Here is an 18206-nt window from a genome sequence, read left to right on the forward strand (position 1 = left end):
GGAAGCATGGCCCAGATCGATTATTCAGAAAACGGATCGCGCAATCGCGGCGCTCGGGGTACCCGGTTGTTGGGCGCGCTTGCCTTTCTGGTTGCAGCCGCGTGCCTGTTGCCGATGGTTGCCGTCGTGCTTGCGGCGGTGACGGGTGGTACCGACACCGTCTCGCATTTGATGGCAACAGTTATGCCCCGCTATGCGATGACGACGGTAATTCTTGTTGTGCTGGTTGCAGCAGGCACATTTGCGATCGGTGTTGGTGCGGCGTGGCTGGTGACGATGACACGTTTTCCCGGTGTTCGCTTTCTGGAAATCGCATTGGTATTGCCTCTGGCCTTTCCCGCGTATGTGCTTGCCTACGCCTATACTTTTATCCTCGATCATCCGGGCATTGTTCAAACAACGCTCAGACAAGTGATGGGCTGGGGGCCGCGCGACTATTGGTTCCCTGAAATCCGCTCGACCGAGGGTGCGGCAGTGATGCTGATCCTCGTTCTTTACCCCTATGTCTATCTATTGGCCCGCGCCGCTTTTTTGCAGCAAAGCGCGACAGCCTTTCTGGCTGCGCGAGCGCTGGGCAACAACCCGTGGCAGGCGTTCCGCCGCGTCTCGCTGCCCATGGCACGGCCTGCCATTGCAGGTGGCGTCTTGTTGGCGGTGATGGAGACCATCGCAGATTTCGGAACCGTGTCCTATTTCGGCGTTCAGACCTTTGCCACCGGTATTTATACCAGCTGGTTTTCGATGGCAGATCGCGCCGCTGCAGCACAGCTTGCCCTTTGCCTTTTGGGTTTTGCATTGGTCATGGCCGTTTCCGAGAGGATGCAGCGCGGCAAAGCAAAGTACTATCAAACCGGCAAACAGCACGCGTCCCAACCCACAGTGCACCTGAAGGGCTTGAAGGCCGTATTCGCGTTTGTGTTATGTGTGATGCCGGTACTGCTCGGGTTTCTGTTGCCAGTAGTCATTCTGATCGAAATGGGATTGGAATCTGAGCAGAACCTGCTGTCAAAGCGCTATCTCGGCTTCATCAGAAACTCACTCACCCTTGCGGGCACAGCTGCAGTGGTCACCGTATGCGCCGCAATCTGCATTGGTTTCTTTCAACGCCTCAGGCCAGGAAAAGGGTCATCCGCAGCGGCTTACATCGCCCGATTGGGATACGCTGTACCCGGCGGTGTGATCGCTGTTGGATTAATGGTGCCATTCGCGAGCTTCGACAATGCGCTCGATGCCTGGATGCGGGCCACGTTCGATATATCGACCGGTTTGTTGGTCACTGGTTCAATCTGGCTGCTTGTGGCTGCCTATATGGTGCGGTTTCTGGCAGCAGCTCTCAGCGCGTACGAAGGTGGTCAGAGCACTGTGCATGCAAACATGGATGCGGCAGCGCGCTCTTTGGGGCAATCACCCTTGGGAACGCTGCGAAGGATTCACCTGCCAATCCTCACACCATCATTGCTGACGGCATTGCTGATTGTCTTTGTTGACGTGATGAAGGAACTGCCCGCGACCCTGATCATGCGGCCCTTCAACTTTGATACACTGGCGGTACAGGCCTACCGTTTGGCTTCGGATGAGAGGCTTGAAGGGGCGGCTGTTCCGTCACTGGTTATTCTTGCCGTTGGTCTGTTGCCGGTCATCCTGATTTGCCGTCAGGTTGGACGCAGGTGAAAGGGACAGGCGCTTCAAAAATGCCACACCAATTTGTGACAGGCTTGATTTAAGCGCGGTTTCCGGCAAGGCTGACAGTATGAACATGCAGCCTCCCAGCCGGTTTTCTGCAAGTCCGGCACAGATGCCGGTCGCGTTCGACAGACGCGAAATGTCCCTAATCCTATCCGTATATGGCCGAATGGTAGCCGCCGGAGAATGGCGAGACTACGGTATCTCGAACCTACGTGATCTGGCAGTCTTTTCGATCTTTCGCCGCACTGCCGAGCACCCGATCTATCGCGTGGAAAAACACCCGCGCCTGCGAGTGAAACAGGGCATGTATTCGGTCGTGGGGATGGATGGACGTATCCTCAAGCGCGGGCATGATTTGCGGTCGGTTCTGCGCGTGCTGGAGCGCAAGCTGATACGTTCAGTAGACCTTGATTAGAGCCTTTTGTGGGAAGTAACAGGCCCGTCGCCTTGGGAATTGATCCGGGCAATGGCCTCATCCATGGGCTCAAAGGCCACGGCCATGTGATACGCATTGGCGTGAAGCAGCAGGTTTTCCCCAGCAACCCACGCCACGTGGCCTTTCCAGAACAACAAATCTCCGCGTTTTGCAGGTGTGCTTTCGGGCAAATCTTCGCCCAGCGCACGTTCCTGATCACCACTGTCGCCCGGACAGGCAATGCCGCAGGCCAGCAGACCAGCCTGTACCAAACCTGAACAATCTACGCCAAACCGACTGTTGCCACCCCAAAGATAGGGGGTACCCAGAAACAGCTCAGCCACCGCGACCGGATCGGTCATCTGCGATCCGTCAGAGGCAAGATGCACCTTGGGAATGAAGCCAAGATCTGTTTCCAGGAAACGTTCTGTTTCGGACAATGCCCGTACCTTGCTGCCGAAACTCAATGAGGTCCGATCCGGAGTTTTCATATCAGCTTTGAGATAGGCATGCGTTGCCGGAGCTTTGACATAATGCGTGACCGGTTCCGGCGTTCCCAACACCTCACTGGCGATCCAGCCAGAGTAACCATCTTTGTCAGAGGTAACACGGCTCCAATGATCCGATGTCTCGGTGATCGTCACCGTATCGCCATACAGTAGTTGCCGATCCCTTGGACCATTCGGATCGCGGAGAAGATCGACAACGGGTCTGATCACGCGTTGCTTTGTCATAGGCCGAGCATCTCGGGCAATGCGGTCAGCAGCGCGCGCGGGCCTTGACCCAAACCACCCTTGCTGCGCCCGGGTTCCTTGCTGCGCTGCCACGAGTAGATATCGAAATGCATGTACCGGCTGTCACCGGCAAACCGACGCAGAAACAGGGCTGCGGTAATCGATCCGGCGAACCCGCCTGAAGGGGCATTGTCCAGATCGGCAATACCGGGTTCAATCAGGGTTTCGTATGGTTCGTGAAACGGCATCCGCCATACGGGGTCAGCCACCTGCCGGGCCGCGCGAGTCAGTGCATCTGCGGCCCCATCATCATCCGTGTAAAATGGTGCAAGGTCGGCCCCAACAGCGACGCGCGCCGCACCGGTCAGCGTCGCCATCGAGATCACCAGATCCGGGCTTCCTTCGTCTGCCAGTGTCAGCGCATCCGCCAAAACCAGACGCCCTTCGGCATCAGTGTTGTTAATCTCAACCGTCAAGCCCTTGCGGGATGTCAGGATATCCCCGGGGCGGAACGCATTTCCTGCGACCGAGTTTTCAACAGCTGGGATCAGCACCCGCAGTTGCAGCGGTAAATTAAGCGCCATGATCATGCGGGCAAGCCCCAGCACATTTGCGGCCCCGCCCATGTCTTTTTTCATCAAGCCCATAGCGGCGGCAGGTTTCAGATCCAGCCCACCTGTATCGAAACAGACGCCTTTGCCCACAAGCGTCAGTTTAGGTCCGGAAGATCCCCAGTTCATCTCGATCAGGCGTGGTGCCTGTTCCGCCGCACGGCCCACTGCGTGGATCATCGGAAAGTTCCGGACCAGCAACGCGTCTCCAACAATCACTTCGTAAGAAGCGCCAAACTCTTTGGCCAGAGCTTGAGCAGACGCTTGCAGCTGGTCCGGCCCCATATCCGAGGCAGGGGTGTTGACCAGATCACGGGTCAGCACTTCGGCATTGGCCATTGCCTCGATACGCGCGGCGTCAATTTCATTGGGCGCAATCAGCGCCGCGCTTGCAGAAGATTGCGAGGCATAGCGATCAAACGCATAACCGGTCATCAGCCAGCCAAAACACTCCATCGCCAGTGCTTCGACCGGAACACCCGATGCAATTCGGTAGGTTCCCTTTGGCAAAGCCTCTGCCGCCGCTGCCAGAGGAAACCGTTTGCGCACACGTTTGGCTTTGGTCCCATATCCAGCCAATGCAAACTCTGGTGCGCCATCCGCAGCCGGAATTAGCAGAACCTGACCCAGAGCACCGGAAAATCCATTGGTGGTGACCCAGGATTGAATCTGGGCAGGCTGAACCTGCAGCCAGTCCTCGAAATCGTCTTTTGCGATGACATGCAGGGGCAGGGCTGGTTCGTTGGGCGAAGCAAAGGACAGAGTCATGGTTGTCTCGACTGTTTGGATTTGCGCCCAGACTAGCCGCCCATTATCCGCCCGCAACCCCTGTCAGACCGAAAGATCCTGCTGATCCCAAACAGCGGTCAGCGATCCTTCGCCAACACGGATCAGGCGGTTGAGTGTTGCACCTGTCGCAACCGCATCCCCCGCATCCACATTGTGCGCCACATCCCCGGCCACCCGGGCGAGTGCTGTCATTCCGACCTGTTCGGAAATTGCCACCAGTGATTTTGCGCATTTTCGCAATCCAGCCCAATCCCTTTGACGCCAGAAGCGTTCGCAATTTGAAAGACGCACAGCCAGCTCTTCGATGGTTCGGCATAATACGTCCACCGCATTGGTATCACCCAGTTGACGATACAACCCAGCCAAACGATCCGAATCCAGCCGTACGGATTCCTTGTGTTCAAGCGTGATAATCTTATCCACCACATTCATCCCAATCTTTCCGCCCCCACGGCGTGGAATAAACCTGTCACAAAATATCTTTGCAAAACCTTGCGTTGGCTTTGGATAATATCTCGAATTTTTGGAGAATTCGGGCTAGAGAACCAGACAGCGCAAGTATAGGTGCGTGCGCTTGAACCATGCGAAGCAAAATGGTTGCGCGCTACCACGCTTGAAACCAAGGGCAGCTTTTCAAGCTGTACCCCTTGTTTTGAAATACACTTGCTGCCAATTACCATGAGATTGACGGCGGACAGGAAGGGATAGGAACATGCCGATAACCACTGATGAACTGGTTGCTGCCCGCAATGCCTGGGGCGAAGGGCTGATCGCCATTTCAAAAGCCTATGAAGAAGGCGGTATCGATGCGGCCCGTCCTGTTGCAGAAGGTGTTCTGGACGCGGCCTACGGATATAATCTGGGATCGGTCCTGTTTAAGCCAACTCTTGCCTCTGGTGACCAGACCTTTCGTCCGACCAAGCATGGCGCACTTGCCTATTTTGTAGGCCATGACGACGAGTATCCGCTTGATGGCGGTTTCGGAATCAAAGGCTGGCGTGAGATGGAAAGCGTGACCTCTGCTTCCTTTGTCGAAGGCGATGTCGGCATGTGGATGGGGAAGGTCATTCTTACAGACAAGAATGGCGACGTGACACAGGTCGACAAGAGCTTTGGGTACAAGAAAGACTCCGATGGTGTGCTGCGTATCGTGCTGCACCATTCATCGTTGCCCTATCAACCGTAACTCTGACACTGAAACCAATACGGGCGGCCTGAAGCAGGCATCTGACGGTTTTTGAATGGCGCGGATCAGGTCTCTGATTTTGCGCCATTTTTTGTTATGATCGGCGCAGAGCTTTTTGGATCAGGAGCGCGTCATGCGATTCATTAAACGTATTATTGTCACTCTGCTTGTTCTTATTCTGATTTTGGTCGGCGTGTCATATCTGTTGCCCGACAAGGCCCAAGTGTCCCGAAGTATCACGATTGATGCGCCCGCCAGTAAGATATTTCCGTTTGTAAATTCAATGCAGGAAACCGAAAAGTGGTCGCCCTGGCTGTCGCGCGATCCAGAAACCAAGTTGGCCTATACCGGACCGGACGCAGGTGTGGGCAACACGCTGACCTGGAGTTCGGAACATCCACAGGTGGGAAGTGGAATACAGGAGATCGTTGCAAGCGTCGAAAACCAGACCGTCAAAACCGCGCTTGATTTTGGTGACATGGGAACTGCAGCTGCGTCCTTTACCCTGCAGCCCGAGGGCGATCAGACCAAAGTGACATGGGGCTTCGAATCCGATCTGGGCATGAACCCGATGATGCGCTGGATGGGTTTGATGATGGATGAGTGGGTTGGTTCCGACTACGAGCGTGGTTTGTCCAATCTGAAGACTGTTGTCGAAGGGCAGGGGTGATCGAAAGAGGTGTCTCTTTTTTGTAGGCTGCTAAAGTCGAAGCCAAAGACGACATCGCTTTGGATGTGTTTTGTCAGCCTATCGTCCAGTCAACTCAAATACGCAGCGTGAGTTTAATCAGTTTCACAAGGAATGAGCGGTAGATCGCGCAGTTTTGCGTATCCGCACGCGTAGATTCTGGTCAATGAAAACTACAGTCTGAAATGAGCAGACCAACTTGTGTTGAAGTGTGTTTCGTTAAACGGTAGTGGGAGGGCAATTTTTCAGCCGACGCCAAGGAGACATCGATGCAGGAACACGTACGGGAAGTCCCCGAACAATCGAGTTCGTCGGTCCAAACGCGCTACGGCCAATTCTATATTCCGAACGGGGTCGACACGATATCAGACTCGCTGCGCCTGTATGGTGAATGGGCTCAATCGGAACTGGATATTCTTTGCGACTTCATCAGTGACGGAGATACGGCCGTTGATGGTGGAGCATGTTATGGAACGCATGCGCGCGCATTTTCGCACAGCGTTGGTCCAGACGGCAAAGTCATCAGCTTTGAACCTTTTTCTGAGAACCGTCAGATTTTGCAATTGAATGCAGATGCCTCTCCGGTGCGCAACATTGATGTGAGGGCAACGGCTCTGGGTGCGGAACCCGGCACGGGGCAGGTTGTCGAAACGTTTGAGGATAATGCTGGCGGCACCAGAGTAACGGCCTGTGAAACAGGTGGTACGCTTACGATGGTGCGCCTCGATGATGAGGTGCAGGGGAAAGTTTCATTTATCAAACTTGACCTTGAGGGCGCTGAGCTGGACGCATTGAAAGGCGCAACCAGAATACTCTCGAAGGACCGGCCCGTTGTATTTTGTGAAGTGCTGGACGTATCCAGCGGAGCACAGATACACCAGTACATGTCCGAGCAAGGGTATGTTTGCTATGGTCTGAACACGCCGGCGTTTCAATCTGACAACTTCAACGGTTCGAGCGAAGATATCTTCTACGGCGGGACCGAGTGCGGCCTGCTTTTCCTGCCAGCAGACAAGCTTGAAGCGTTTTCAGACCACGTTGAAAAGCACTTCCTGCCCGAGATCAAAACACTGGATGATCTGGCTTTATTGCTTTTGCAGCAGCCGCAGTATTGCCGCACGACGCTTGTGAGCCAGCGTGCAGCAGCCATCCTGGAGGTTCCCAAGGCGCAATATGACACTGCTCGACAGGAATTGGAGTTTGAACAAAAGACCCGAGATCTTGAGCAAAAACTGCGAGACCTTGAGCAGGAAAACCTGGACAACAAGAAAGAAGCTTCTGACCAAGTGGCGGCGCTTCAGGCGAGAATTCAATCCACAGCTTCGGAACTGACACCATTTTTGGAGCAATGGAAAGAAGAAAGAGAGTATACGACCCGCTTGGCCAAACGCGTCCGAAAGCTGCCTTTTGCATTGTATTTCAGGACAAGTTCCAAGCATCGTCGCGGCACCAGGAAGTTGGTGAAATCGACTGTTTGGCCGCAGGACGCGCTGGCTAAGCTGGCGGAGCTGCAAGGGCAACTGAGCAGCGCCCCTTCTTCTGCCGCCGGGCTCCCGACCCCGTCCGCAGGTCACCGGGCAAAGGTCATCAATGCGATTGCTTCGACCAGTTCCGAACCGCTTCTGGCACCCTTGCCCGAGCTCATCGAACCTGTGCTTGATGCGCCCAAAATTGCAAGCAAGCTGGCTGAGGGTCGCGATCGGGTTGTTCTTGGCATAGGTCACGACAATTATCGCGAAGTGACTGGTGGCACTCAGATCTGTATTCAAATTGAAGCGGACCGCGCCAATGATGCCGGGCTGGACTATCTGAACATTCATCCTGTCCGGACCTGTAACGCATTGCTGCCCGATGCTGAAACAGAGACTTCGGTCTTTCGTTTGGTCCTGAATGGCGAATGCATCGGGGTCGCACGTTATGATGAATTGATCGCAGCAACCTCGGACCGGGTCGCGGCTGGTCAGAAATTCAGTTCTGTCATCCACCATCTGCAGGGCCACTCACCCGAAGTGATTGCACAACTGGTTGAGGCAAGTAGTGATGGAAAAGCACACTTTTGGCTGCATGATTTCTTTGCTGCCTGCCAAAGCTATACACTGATGCGAAACAACCTCAGCTACTGTAGTGCCCCGGACATCGACACGCAGGGATGTACGATTTGCATGTACGGCAAAGGGCGTGCTGACCACATGCAACGTTTTCGGGACTTTTTCGAACGTATCGAAGTCACCGCACTGGCGCCATCGCAGGTCGCAGCAGACATTTGGGTCAAGGCATGTGGCTATAGATTGCAGGATCTGATTGTTCAGTCACATACTGTTCTTAAAAGCGAGCCGCGACCGCAACCCTTGCCAACAGTTGGGGATGGGACGCAGGGCGCAGTGAAAATAGCTTTCCTGGGTGCGCCGGTGGCCCACAAGGGATGGAACGATTTCAAAACACTGGTTGAGACCGAAGCCCGCAATCCAGGGTTGGAATTCCACTATTTTGGCAAGTCCGATGTAGATCTGGACGTTATTAAACACCAGGTAGATGCGACTGCCAACGAGATCCCGGATGCAATGACGCGGGCTCTTTCTGCAGCGGGTATCGACCTGGTGATTCACTTTGCGCTGTGGCCGGAAACATTTTCGTTGACGACGGCCGAGGCTCTGACAAGTTCGGCTTATGTTGTGACTCAGGGGCAATCTGGCAACGTTTCCCATCTGGTCAAATCGACTGGCCGTGGTGTTGTGTTGGACAGCAGCAAAGACCTATTGGCCTGGGTCAGAAGTGATGCCTGCCAAAAGCTGGCTCAAAAGGCCCGCCAACGCCGCCGCGAGGAGGTGTTGTCATCCGAGTACAGCGACATGGCGATACCCCATCTTCAAATTATGAGCACAAAATGACAGTTCATGCATTTACAAGCTTTTCATTCAGTTATCTTAATCGGGCACGTGTTCTTGCCAGTTCGCTACGGCGCCAGCATCCGGATTGGGTCATCTGGGCGGTTCTGACGGATCATCCCCCAAAGGGGTTCGAGTATTCTATCGAGCATGAAGATTTCGATCGCCTGGTAACGGCCGATGAATTGTATGGCGAAACGACCGAACCCTGGTTATTTCGCCACGACATCGTAGAGGCTTGTACGGCCGTTAAAGGGCAAGCACTCAAGCATATTATGGATCAGCCCGGGGTTGAGAAAGTCGTCTATTTCGACCCGGATATCGCCGTGTTCTCGACAATGCAGCCCGTTGTCGATTTGCTGGATGACTGGTCGATCGTTCTTACCCCGCATCAAACCACACCCGACACCGAAGAAATGGCTGTGCGCGATAACGAGATCACGTCGTTGCATTACGGTACCTATAACCTTGGGTTCCTGGCCGTTCGCAATGATGAAGAAGCGCGTGCCTTTGCGGATTGGTGGACTGAACGTCTCAATACATGGTGCTATGACCGGCTGGATATCGGCGTGTTCGTGGATCAGAAGTGGTGCAACCTGATTCCCTGTTACTTCGATAACGTGAAGGTTCTGCGGGATCCGGGATACAATGTTGCCAGCTGGAACCTGAGCAAAAGGACGATGTCGGTTTCCCCCGAGGGAGGTCTTTTGATCAATGGCGTGCCACTGCGCTTCTATCATTTTACCAAGCTTGGGCCTGTTGGCTTCACAATGACCGAAAGGTACGCTGAGGGAAATTCTGAAGTTTATGAACTTTGGGCGTGGTATGAGCGTGAGGTCATACGCTTTACTGATCCTGCGATCCCAGCGGGTTGGTGGTATTACGGCGTTTTCCAGGATGGTACGAAGATTCCCAAAAAGGCACGGGAGCTGTACAGGGATAGCGAGGAACTGAGGACAAACTACCCTGATCCATTCAAAGACGGCTATCAGCGTTGGTTGGAGAAAAACACCGACCTGATGCGCCAGTGAATTTGTCCAAAGCTCCTGTTGGATACAACGATACCTGATTAAACCCTTAAACACCTCTCCCCAACGTGATGGTACCCCGATGACACTTCCACCTCGAAAGATTGTATATTCCGAAACACACGATGCGGACCTTGTAGATTATCCAATCCGGGATATCGATGAAGACGAACAGTTTATGGAATTGTTCCTCAAGTCTCGTGATTTCTCGATGACGGGTAAGGACGCGATGTTCGCGCTCTACAATGCGTGCAAATATGTGCATTCGGCGGGCATTGCCGGTGACTTTGTCGAATGCGGCACATGGATGGGCGGCAGTGCGATCCTTGCCGGTTTGACGTTCGAGGCACTTGGCAAACCGCGCGATCTTTGGCTCTACGATACCTACGAAGGAATGACTGCTCCGACCGAAGCAGATGTGGATGTCAATGGTGACAGCGCTTCGGCATTGATGGAGACGTTCGGCGACGAAACTGGCTGGTGCTATGCGTCGCTCGATCAGGTGTCCCAGAACTTTGGTGCTGCCGGCCTTTCAACGCAAAACGCGCGTTTTGTAAAAGGTGATGTGATGGAGACGTTGAAGGATCAATTGCCCGAGCAAATCTCGGTCCTGCGCCTCGACACTGATTGGTACGAATCCACTCGGTTCGAACTTGATGTTCTTTACCCGCGGCTGGCACCGGGCGGGGTCCTGATCATCGACGATTATGGCCACTGGTCAGGCTCTCGCAAGGCGACGGACGAATACTTCTCGACAATTCGCGCGCCGATGCTGAACCGGGTGAACGATCAGGTCAGACTCTGCATCAAAATATAAGAACGAAGAAAGGGTATTCTCATGGTTGAATCAACCTTGGATCTCAGGACGCAGATCATACAGGCTGCAGAACAGCTTCCGTCCGAGGACGATCGTGCGAAGTTCTCGTTCATTCCAACGGTTATCGATCAATGGATGACCGAGGCGGGCGGGATTACCGGCAAAAAGATTCTGGATTTCGGGTGCGGCAGTGGTACCTCTGCCGCCGGAGCCGCGTTGTTGTTCGATGCCGAGGTTCACGGAGTCGACATTAACAATGAAGCAGAAGCCTGCGCTCCATTCTTGCGGGAGCATTTTGGTGTGGAAGTGCCCGACAGGCTGACCTTTCAGGAGATCGCTCCCGGGGAAACTCCGAATGATGGCCCATTCGACCTTATATTCAGCTGGTCTGTCTTCGAGCATGTAAACAACCGGATTTATCCCTCCATTCTCGAGGATCTCTACAATAGGCTAAAGCCGGGCGGACATTTCTTTGTCCAGATTTCACCTTTGTATTTCGCGCCGGAGGGAAGCCACCTTTGGGCAATCGGCTATAACAGATGGGAGCATCTCATCTCGCAGACCAGCGATGTACATGATGATGTGAACAACTCGGACCTTAGCGATCAGCACAAGAAGTTGCTGTTGGCCATGTTCGATACTCTGAACAGGATCACTGCCGACGATTTGCTAACCCGCTTTAAGGCAGCCGGATTTGAACTGATCCGCGAACAGCGTGATCAGGTAGATTTTGAGCCTCCGGAAGAATTGGTGCGGGCCTATCAGCGTGACGCTTTGAAAACATACCAAATTGTTGCGCTGTTTCAGAAGCCCCTCAACTGAAAAGGCTTTGCCAGGGTGTCGACAGCCTTTTGATCGAGCCGCCTGAACCCGTGGGGTTCCAGATCAGATAATTGAGAGAGCAGGGGCGGCGAACCGCCCCTGCCTGACGTTTCAGGCGACAGTGTCAAACCCTAGATCGACTAACTGGGTCAGCAAGGCGCCATCTTCCTCAAGAAGAGGGCTGTTTGCATCAGCATCCAAATTGGACAGGTTCAGGTCTTCGGCCTGAATGCCCACCAATGTGGTGACGTTGCCACCATTGCCCAGCACCTCGATCTCAAGATTTCCATCTACCTCGCGGATATCGATCTGATCGCCGGTCAGTGCGTTGAAATCAAAGCTATCTTCGTCAGGATCGAATCCTTCGATCCTGGTCTGAGTACCCCAATTCCAATTGATATCCACCGTATCTGCACCAGCGCCGAGAACGACATTTCCTACGGCGGGTGTTCCTGTCGAACCGCCACCTGAGTTGTCCTCGGAACCCGAGTCTGGGCCAGCGTCTTCATCTTCGTAGATGCTGCCGGTCATATCCCCGGTGCGGGTTTGCGATCCGTCCGTGGTTGCGCCATTTGGGGCAGATGGTGTCAAGAGAACTGTACGGTCGACCAAGGTCACGTCATTCTGATCAAACCCAAAGGGGGTCTCAAGATTATCCTCCATGACCTGATCAAAGTGGAATTCGACCATACCCGGGATCAGATCTGCTTTGGTGACACCGGTGAAGGTAAAGCTCTGACCACTTGGCAGGGATGAGATCACCAACCCCGCGTCGGTATCTTCAACGCTCAGGCGCTCGCGTGTGCCAAAGTAAAGAAAGCTGATCTTCATGGAGGTTGGATCAAAGTTGTCAATGACCTCGGACTGGCCGTATTCATGACTGCGGATGTAGACTGTATCACTTTCGCGCGGTCCAACGCCTTTCTCCCATGAAACAACGCCACCAAGATCCTGGCGCAGATGTTCGTTTCCGACGACGCCAAAGCTGCTGATATCTACATCCTGATACGTCACACCCTGTACGATCTGGGCAGCATCCGACCACGGGCTATCGATCACGATCTCGCCTGCCTCAGACTTTGTCAGGATCATGCCATGCACTGAAGTGCCGCCAAAATCTAGCTGATCGGCAGCCGGATCAAAGCCGGTGATGTCATCGGCATTGCTATCTGCCTTGAACACCCGGCCACCCGCATCGGTGCTGCCAGTGACTTCAGCCGGGTTTGAGCCGTCTGTGTCATAAGTAAGCGTGTAGCCACCGGTTGAGGGGGTCGATGCAACATGGCCAATTGCGCTGGAGATTTCGTTCAGGACGCCTTGATTGTCGATCGAGAAGTTTCCGATCTTCAGGTCATCAAGGCTGATGCCGGTCAGGATCGTTCGCGTCGTAACCCCATCTACAGTGATGCTGATCCGTACGGTTTGTCCCAGTACGTCCCCGGATTCTTCGAAAATCCTGAAATCGCTGGCGTCGACATCGGCATTTATTTCGATGACATCCCCCATATCGGGGTTGAATCCATCGATCACGCGCGCCGGGCTGTCATAGCCGATGGTCACATGCATATGGGTGTGACCATCACCGCCCCCATCGCCACCGGAATGTCCGCCACCGTGACCAGAACCGTTGTCATCATCAGCAGAGATCAGAGTTGCGAGCTCGTCACGGGTTGTGGAGTCCAGTGCATGAATGTTCGAAGCCTCGAGCGCGGCCAGCGTCACGCCCTGCAGGGTAATTGTCTGGTTGTTTGATGGCACTCTGATGACGACAGAACCATTCACTTCCGAGATTTCGAACGCATCTGCGCCGATCCAGTCAATGAAGATGGTATCAGTCGCCGGATCGAAGTCGGTCACGACCGTTTGCTGGCCATAGTTCCACGTGACCACCACGTCGGCATTCTGCTTTGTGATACCGGGATTATTGAATGCGTCACCGGTCTCAGCGGGTGACGGATCCGGATCTGGTGTGGGCTCCGGGTCTGGATCAGGTGTTGGATCTGGATCAGGCGTCGGATCGGGGTCGGGCGTCGGATCTGGATCGGGCGCTGGATCAGGGTCCGGCGTGGTCGCACCGTCACCGATCAGGCTCAGGATCTCTTGCGCAGCAGTGCCGTCCAGTATGGTGAAGTTGCGCGCTGAAAGCTCGTCCAGAGTTACCCCAACCAGCGTCAGAGTTTGCTGATTTGATGGCACTGAAAACACGACCGAGCCATTCACTTCTGTAATGACAAGATCATTGGCTGAAATCCAGTCGACAAAGATCGTGCCATTTGCAGGATCGAAATCCGTGATCTCAGTGTTGGATCCGTAGGACCAGGTCAACACAACATCAGCGTTGTCCTTGTCTACATCAGCTGTGCCACCCGATGATCCACCGGGGTTATTGCCTGAGCCACCGCCAGATCCGCCACTTGTATCATCACCTGGTGTACCAAGGCCTTCGTCGCCGGTTTTGCGATCTTCAAAAAAGGCGATCATGTCGCTGACCGAAGGGCTGTCAAATCCGCCAAACTGCCCGATGTATTGCAGGATCGAAGTGCCGTATTCGTCCGTGGATACGGCACCGCCAAGCAACAGATTCAATGTCCCGTAGGCACCCCGCAAATGAGCGGCAGCCATGATACCTGTAAGGGTGAGTTCAACGGTGACGGTTTCACCATTGCCATTGGTGTAGGTCGCGGTTGTGCCGAGAAAGTCGTCCAGGCTTTTGCCTGCGTTCTTGAGCCCGTCCTCAATGATCTGAAGGTTGAAGCCGAACGCTTCCTGAATGGCGACGGTCTGCGCCTCCTTCGTCATAAAGTCTTCGAGAGAGGTGACGCCGTTCTTTCCGGTCCAGGTTCCATCCCATTTGTTGGTTGATTCCCCGTTTCCGTAAAACTTGTCGTCGTCGTAGTAACCCAGATCGATCAGCAACGCCTCGCCAAACTGGAAACCGACAAAACCCAACGAGTTTTGCGAGCGATAGGCCATCGACTCCCACTCGGAATCACTCAAATCGCCCCAACTGGTGTAATTGGGGAAGAACTTTGTCACTTCGCCGCCAGCCCAGGCATTCAGCTGCCAGTCCTGAATGACACCTGTTTCGTACCTCTCGCGGTCCCAACCCGATTCAAACGCCAGCAGCGCCGAGAGGAAATCGGTGAAAGTTCCTTTGGACATGATATTCTACCTCAACCTATGATTGCATTCTCCACATGTGGAGATGACGTAGGTAACAAGAGAAGCACAAAATTCATGTCCCAATGTGGCCAATTCCTTTAGAATCTCCGCCATCGGCAATAAGTCGCGAAATTCGTGTTATTTTATAAGCAACATTCTGTCTGCCTTCGGGGTACGGCCTGTCCATCTTCGATAGGCTTGTGTAAAGCTGCTCTGGTCTGAAAAGCCGCAAAGATGCGCGGTCTCTGCCAATGAAAGGTGGGGATCGCTTAGGAATGCTTGTGCAAGCTTAAGTTGAGCATCAGACACGATCTCTCTGAAACTTGTCCCTTCTTCCAGCAACCGGCGCGTCAATGTTCGCTCCGACAGTCCGAGCGCAGAGGCGGTTTCGGCCATTGATGGCCGTCCGGAAGCCATCCCATGCAACACATGCCGCCCAACCTTGTCTGTCAGTCTGGATACGGCCCGTGGATTCCGGCTGAGCAACACCTCTCCGTAGCTGGTAAGATGTCTAAGCAGATGTGCATCCGCATCCCGAATGGATAGCGCCAGCACCGACTTTGGGAATCGCAGATAGTTTGCGTCTTCTTCCAGACTCACGTGACACCCAAATACGGTGGCCAGTTCCTTTGCGCCGTGTAGCCGGGCACCGGATATGCCAACCTGAGTGGCCAGACGATCGACCCCGGTGGCAACGCGCAACGCCCCAAGCAAGGTCCCCAATGAAAATTCGATGAGATGGGTGTTCAGCATCAAATGCGTTCCGATGCCATCAATGACAACATCCACGTGATCCTGCGTTTCGCGGATGTCGATCAGAGCCTGCGGGCGCGAGACGGGCATAAATCGCTGCACGTGATGAAGTGCGTGATGCAGTGTCGTTGAGTTGAACAGAATGTAGGTCAGCAGCGAACTGTTGCGTGGATCAAGCGCTATTCCGAATTCGGCTCCGGCATAGGGGCGGCCAAGATGTGTCGCCAGAAATTCCAGCACAGTGTTTTCAGCACCGCGGGGGATGGCCGAACCGACATCGCGCAATGATTCAGGATCAAGCTGGGCGGCCGCTATTGCGTCGTCTTTATGTTCTGAAACATCCGGCAGATCGAAGATCGACCTCAGTAGATGATTTGGCACCTGATCCTGAGGGCTATGCTTGTTCATGTTGAATTTCGCTTTTTGGCCAAAGCAACAGGATCATTTTAGCTGTCATATTCACCGTCCCGACCATGTCAGGCGCAATGGTCGCGTTCTCTGTTTCTGCTAGGCAATCAATATTCTGAACGATAGTGAATATCGACAGTTTTCTCACTGATATCAGCGCTATGCAGGTACTGACTGCGGCGATTCTGTTGTTGAAGGGTTTGTCGGGCCACGATGGCCTCAGGGGTAATTTACAGCCCTCGGCCGGCCCGCTCTGGATGAAAACGGATCCGCTCCAGTGAATTTGTATCTGTGGCGGCACTCTGGTTTCGTTACAATCACTTCTCCCAATCGTGACGCATGTTGCCTTGGCTCTGTGCTAATAGCTGACTACCTCGATACCAAGGTGAATAGAGTACGGAGACTGAAATGGCGCATCGCTGGACCAATAAACTGACACATGCAGACGTCACCCCGAGGGCGGCGTTTCTGAACCGGCGGCAAGTTATGGCCGGGCTGGCAGGTGTCGGGTTGGCGGCGGTTGCCAGACCATCAAGCGCTCAGGAAGCTCTGGAGCCGAACACATGGGAAGAGATCACCACATACAATAACTACTACGAGTTTGGGACAGGTAAGGATGACCCTGCCAAATATGCAGGATCCCTGATCACCGAACCGTGGAGCGTCAAGATCGACGGTCTTGTGGATCGGCCGGGTGACTATGACTTCAAAGACATCCTGTCCGAAATGACTATTGAAGAAAGGATCTATCGGTTCCGCTGTGTAGAGGCCTGGTCGATGGTGATTCCGTGGAACGGGTTTGAACTGTCCGATCTGCTCGCGATGGCGGGCGTTCAGGACGGTGCGAAATATGTGGCGTTCGAAACCGCCTATCGCCCCGATGAAATGCCGGGTGTCAGTTTCCCTGTTCTAGAATGGCCGTATCGCGAAGGCCTGCGTCTGGACGAGGCGATGCATCCCCTAACCATCATGGCCACCGGCATCTATGGTAAGACAATCCCCAACCAGAATGGTGCACCACTGCGCCTGGTGGTGCCGTGGAAATACGGTTTCAAATCGATCAAATCGATTGTCCGTATTACTCTTACGGATACGCAACCACCGACCAGCTGGAACATGTCCAACCCGCGTGAGTATGGATTCTATAGTAATGTGAACCCGAACGTGAACCATCCGCGCTGGTCGCAGGCATCGGAACGCCGCATTGGCGGCGGTCTCTTTGCACGCCGCGAACCAACCCTGATGTTCAACGGTTATGAAGAAGAGGTGGCTGGCCTCTATGAGGGTATGGATCTGGCGGAGAACTACTGAACCGATGCAGACCGTGAACCAATTGCTGCGCCGCATTCCCGTATGGGCCGTGTATCTGTTAGGCGCTCTGCCTGCACCCTGGCTGTTCTATCTGGGGTTCACCGGCGGTCTCGGGGTCGAACCCATCGAAGCATTGGAACACGAGTTTGGCGAGCTGGCCTTGCAGCTGTTGATCCTTGGTCTGGCCATCTCGCCTTTGCGTCGCCATCTCGGCCTGAACCTGATGAAATTTCGCCGTGCGATCGGTGTTCTGACATTCTCATATGTCGCGCTGCATCTTCTGGTCTGGCTGGTTCTGGATGTTCAGGTGCCCAGTCAGATTTGGGCGGATATCGTTAAGCGCCCCTATATTACTGTCGGCATGGTGGCGTTCCTGCTCATGCTGCCGCTTGCGATTACTTCAAACAATTGGTCTGTGCGAAAGATGGGGCCAGCTTGGCGCAAGATGCATCGGCTGGTCTATCTTGCGGCGATCCTTGGCGGGTTGCATTACGTGATGCTGGCCAAGGGATTCCAGATCGAGCCGCTGATCTATCTGCTTGTCATTTTGGGGCTGCTGGCGTTGCGGCTGCCGATTTCGAACCTGCTTATGCGATTCCGTCAGGTCGATTCCACCTGACTCGCGGGTGAGTCTTTTGGTGACTCTGTGATTTTAGCGTTCAGTTGTGGGATTCGTGCGGCCTGTCATCTCAATTTGGCGGTTTTGGGCTGTTAGTTTAATGGCTAAGTAATTGAATAATATCATCATTTCTTGAATGTACTGTTTTTTTCAAGTTCTTTGAATTTTCCACTTGCGGCTTTTGTTGGTTATCCTTAGAACCCCCTTCACCGGCGCTGCTGAGGCGGTGCTGACGGGTCGGAGAGACGGCCTGACGGACTGGAAAGACGGTTGAGACGCTCGGGAGAGACCG

At 54.1% G+C, this 18206-nt stretch carries 16 protein-coding genes; 10 read left to right on the forward strand and 6 right to left on the reverse strand.

From position 1 onward, the window contains the following. The first annotated feature begins 6 nt into the window (after positions 1-6). Both ACR0IO_RS20615 and ACR0IO_RS20620 read left to right on the forward strand, forming a co-directional pair. A complete protein-coding gene (locus ACR0IO_RS20615) occupies positions 7-1671 on the forward strand; it encodes an ABC transporter permease (protein WP_480744258.1) in 1665 nt (554 codons plus the stop codon). Positions 1672-1750: 79 nt separating this feature from the next. Continuing rightward, on the forward strand, positions 1751-2101 hold the full coding sequence (locus ACR0IO_RS20620; protein ID WP_480744260.1) for a DUF2794 domain-containing protein: 351 nt from the start codon (positions 1751-1753) through the stop codon (positions 2099-2101). On the opposite strand, the gene ACR0IO_RS20625 is transcribed toward ACR0IO_RS20620, so the two are convergent. The 3 genes from ACR0IO_RS20625 to ACR0IO_RS20635 form a co-directional block, all read right to left on the reverse strand. Beyond that, positions 2098-2835: a C40 family peptidase gene (locus ACR0IO_RS20625; protein WP_480744262.1), complete on the reverse strand. Its 738-nt coding sequence runs from the start codon at positions 2833-2835 to the stop codon at positions 2098-2100. The two genes, ACR0IO_RS20620 and ACR0IO_RS20625, sit on opposite strands and share 4 nt — an antisense overlap. Next, a complete protein-coding gene (locus tag ACR0IO_RS20630; protein ID WP_480744264.1) occupies positions 2832-4214 on the reverse strand; it encodes a leucyl aminopeptidase family protein in 1383 nt (460 codons plus the stop codon). The genes ACR0IO_RS20625 and ACR0IO_RS20630 overlap by 4 nt, the downstream gene beginning before the upstream one ends. Before the next feature lie 63 nt (positions 4215-4277). After that, positions 4278-4667, reverse strand: coding sequence for a hypothetical protein (locus tag ACR0IO_RS20635; RefSeq protein WP_480744268.1), 390 nt, complete (start codon positions 4665-4667; stop codon positions 4278-4280). Between the two features lie 280 nt (positions 4668-4947). Between ACR0IO_RS20635 and ACR0IO_RS20640 the strand changes: the two genes are divergently transcribed. From ACR0IO_RS20640 to ACR0IO_RS20665, 6 genes are all read left to right on the forward strand, one after another. Continuing rightward, positions 4948-5421, forward strand: coding sequence for a phosphoribosyl-AMP cyclohydrolase (locus ACR0IO_RS20640; RefSeq protein ID WP_155144263.1), 474 nt, complete (start codon positions 4948-4950; stop codon positions 5419-5421). A gap of 133 nt (positions 5422-5554) precedes the next feature. After that, positions 5555-6091, forward strand: a complete 537-nt coding sequence (locus ACR0IO_RS20645) for an SRPBCC family protein (protein ID WP_480744271.1) — start codon at positions 5555-5557, stop codon at positions 6089-6091. A gap of 287 nt (positions 6092-6378) precedes the next feature. Continuing rightward, positions 6379-8997 (forward strand): FkbM family methyltransferase, encoded by a 2619-nt coding sequence (locus ACR0IO_RS20650; RefSeq protein WP_480744273.1) that lies wholly within the window; start codon positions 6379-6381, stop codon positions 8995-8997. Continuing rightward, positions 8994-10025, forward strand: a complete 1032-nt coding sequence (locus ACR0IO_RS20655; protein ID WP_170335666.1) for a hypothetical protein — start codon at positions 8994-8996, stop codon at positions 10023-10025. Before ACR0IO_RS20650 ends, ACR0IO_RS20655 begins: the two co-directional genes overlap by 4 nt. 79 nt (positions 10026-10104) lie before the next feature. Next, positions 10105-10839, forward strand: coding sequence for a TylF/MycF/NovP-related O-methyltransferase (locus tag ACR0IO_RS20660; RefSeq protein WP_170335664.1), 735 nt, complete (start codon positions 10105-10107; stop codon positions 10837-10839). A 21-nt stretch (positions 10840-10860) separates the two neighbouring features. Next, complete coding sequence (locus ACR0IO_RS20665; RefSeq protein WP_480744278.1) at positions 10861-11661, forward strand: SAM-dependent methyltransferase; 801 nt, start codon at positions 10861-10863, stop codon at positions 11659-11661. 111 nt (positions 11662-11772) lie between these two features. Here the strand turns inward: ACR0IO_RS20665 and ACR0IO_RS20670 are convergent, their stop codons facing one another. Together ACR0IO_RS20670 and ACR0IO_RS20675 are read right to left on the reverse strand one after the other, a co-directional pair. Further along, the gene (locus ACR0IO_RS20670; RefSeq protein ID WP_480744280.1) at positions 11773-14823 is read right to left on the reverse strand and encodes a hypothetical protein; all 3051 of its coding nucleotides are present in this window, start codon (positions 14821-14823) and stop codon (positions 11773-11775) included. 138 nt (positions 14824-14961) lie between these two features. Beyond that, positions 14962-15984 (reverse strand): helix-turn-helix transcriptional regulator, encoded by a 1023-nt coding sequence (locus ACR0IO_RS20675; protein WP_480744282.1) that lies wholly within the window; start codon positions 15982-15984, stop codon positions 14962-14964. Between the two features lie 408 nt (positions 15985-16392). On the opposite strand from ACR0IO_RS20675, the gene msrP reads away from it, so the two are divergent. Both msrP and msrQ read left to right on the forward strand, forming a co-directional pair. After that, entirely contained in the window at positions 16393-17295 is a 903-nt protein-coding gene (gene msrP / locus ACR0IO_RS20680) for a protein-methionine-sulfoxide reductase catalytic subunit MsrP (protein ID WP_155144279.1), read from the forward strand. A 4-nt stretch (positions 17296-17299) separates the two neighbouring features. Next, a complete protein-coding gene (msrQ, locus tag ACR0IO_RS20685; RefSeq protein ID WP_480744287.1) occupies positions 17300-17914 on the forward strand; it encodes a protein-methionine-sulfoxide reductase heme-binding subunit MsrQ in 615 nt (204 codons plus the stop codon). A 97-nt stretch (positions 17915-18011) separates the two neighbouring features. Here msrQ and ACR0IO_RS20690 read toward each other — a convergent pair. Then, a partial coding sequence (locus tag ACR0IO_RS20690; protein ID WP_480744289.1) for a hypothetical protein occupies positions 18012-18206 on the reverse strand: 195 nt, incomplete at its 5' end.

It is taken from the genome of Ruegeria sp. CE12 (assembly GCF_056537525.1).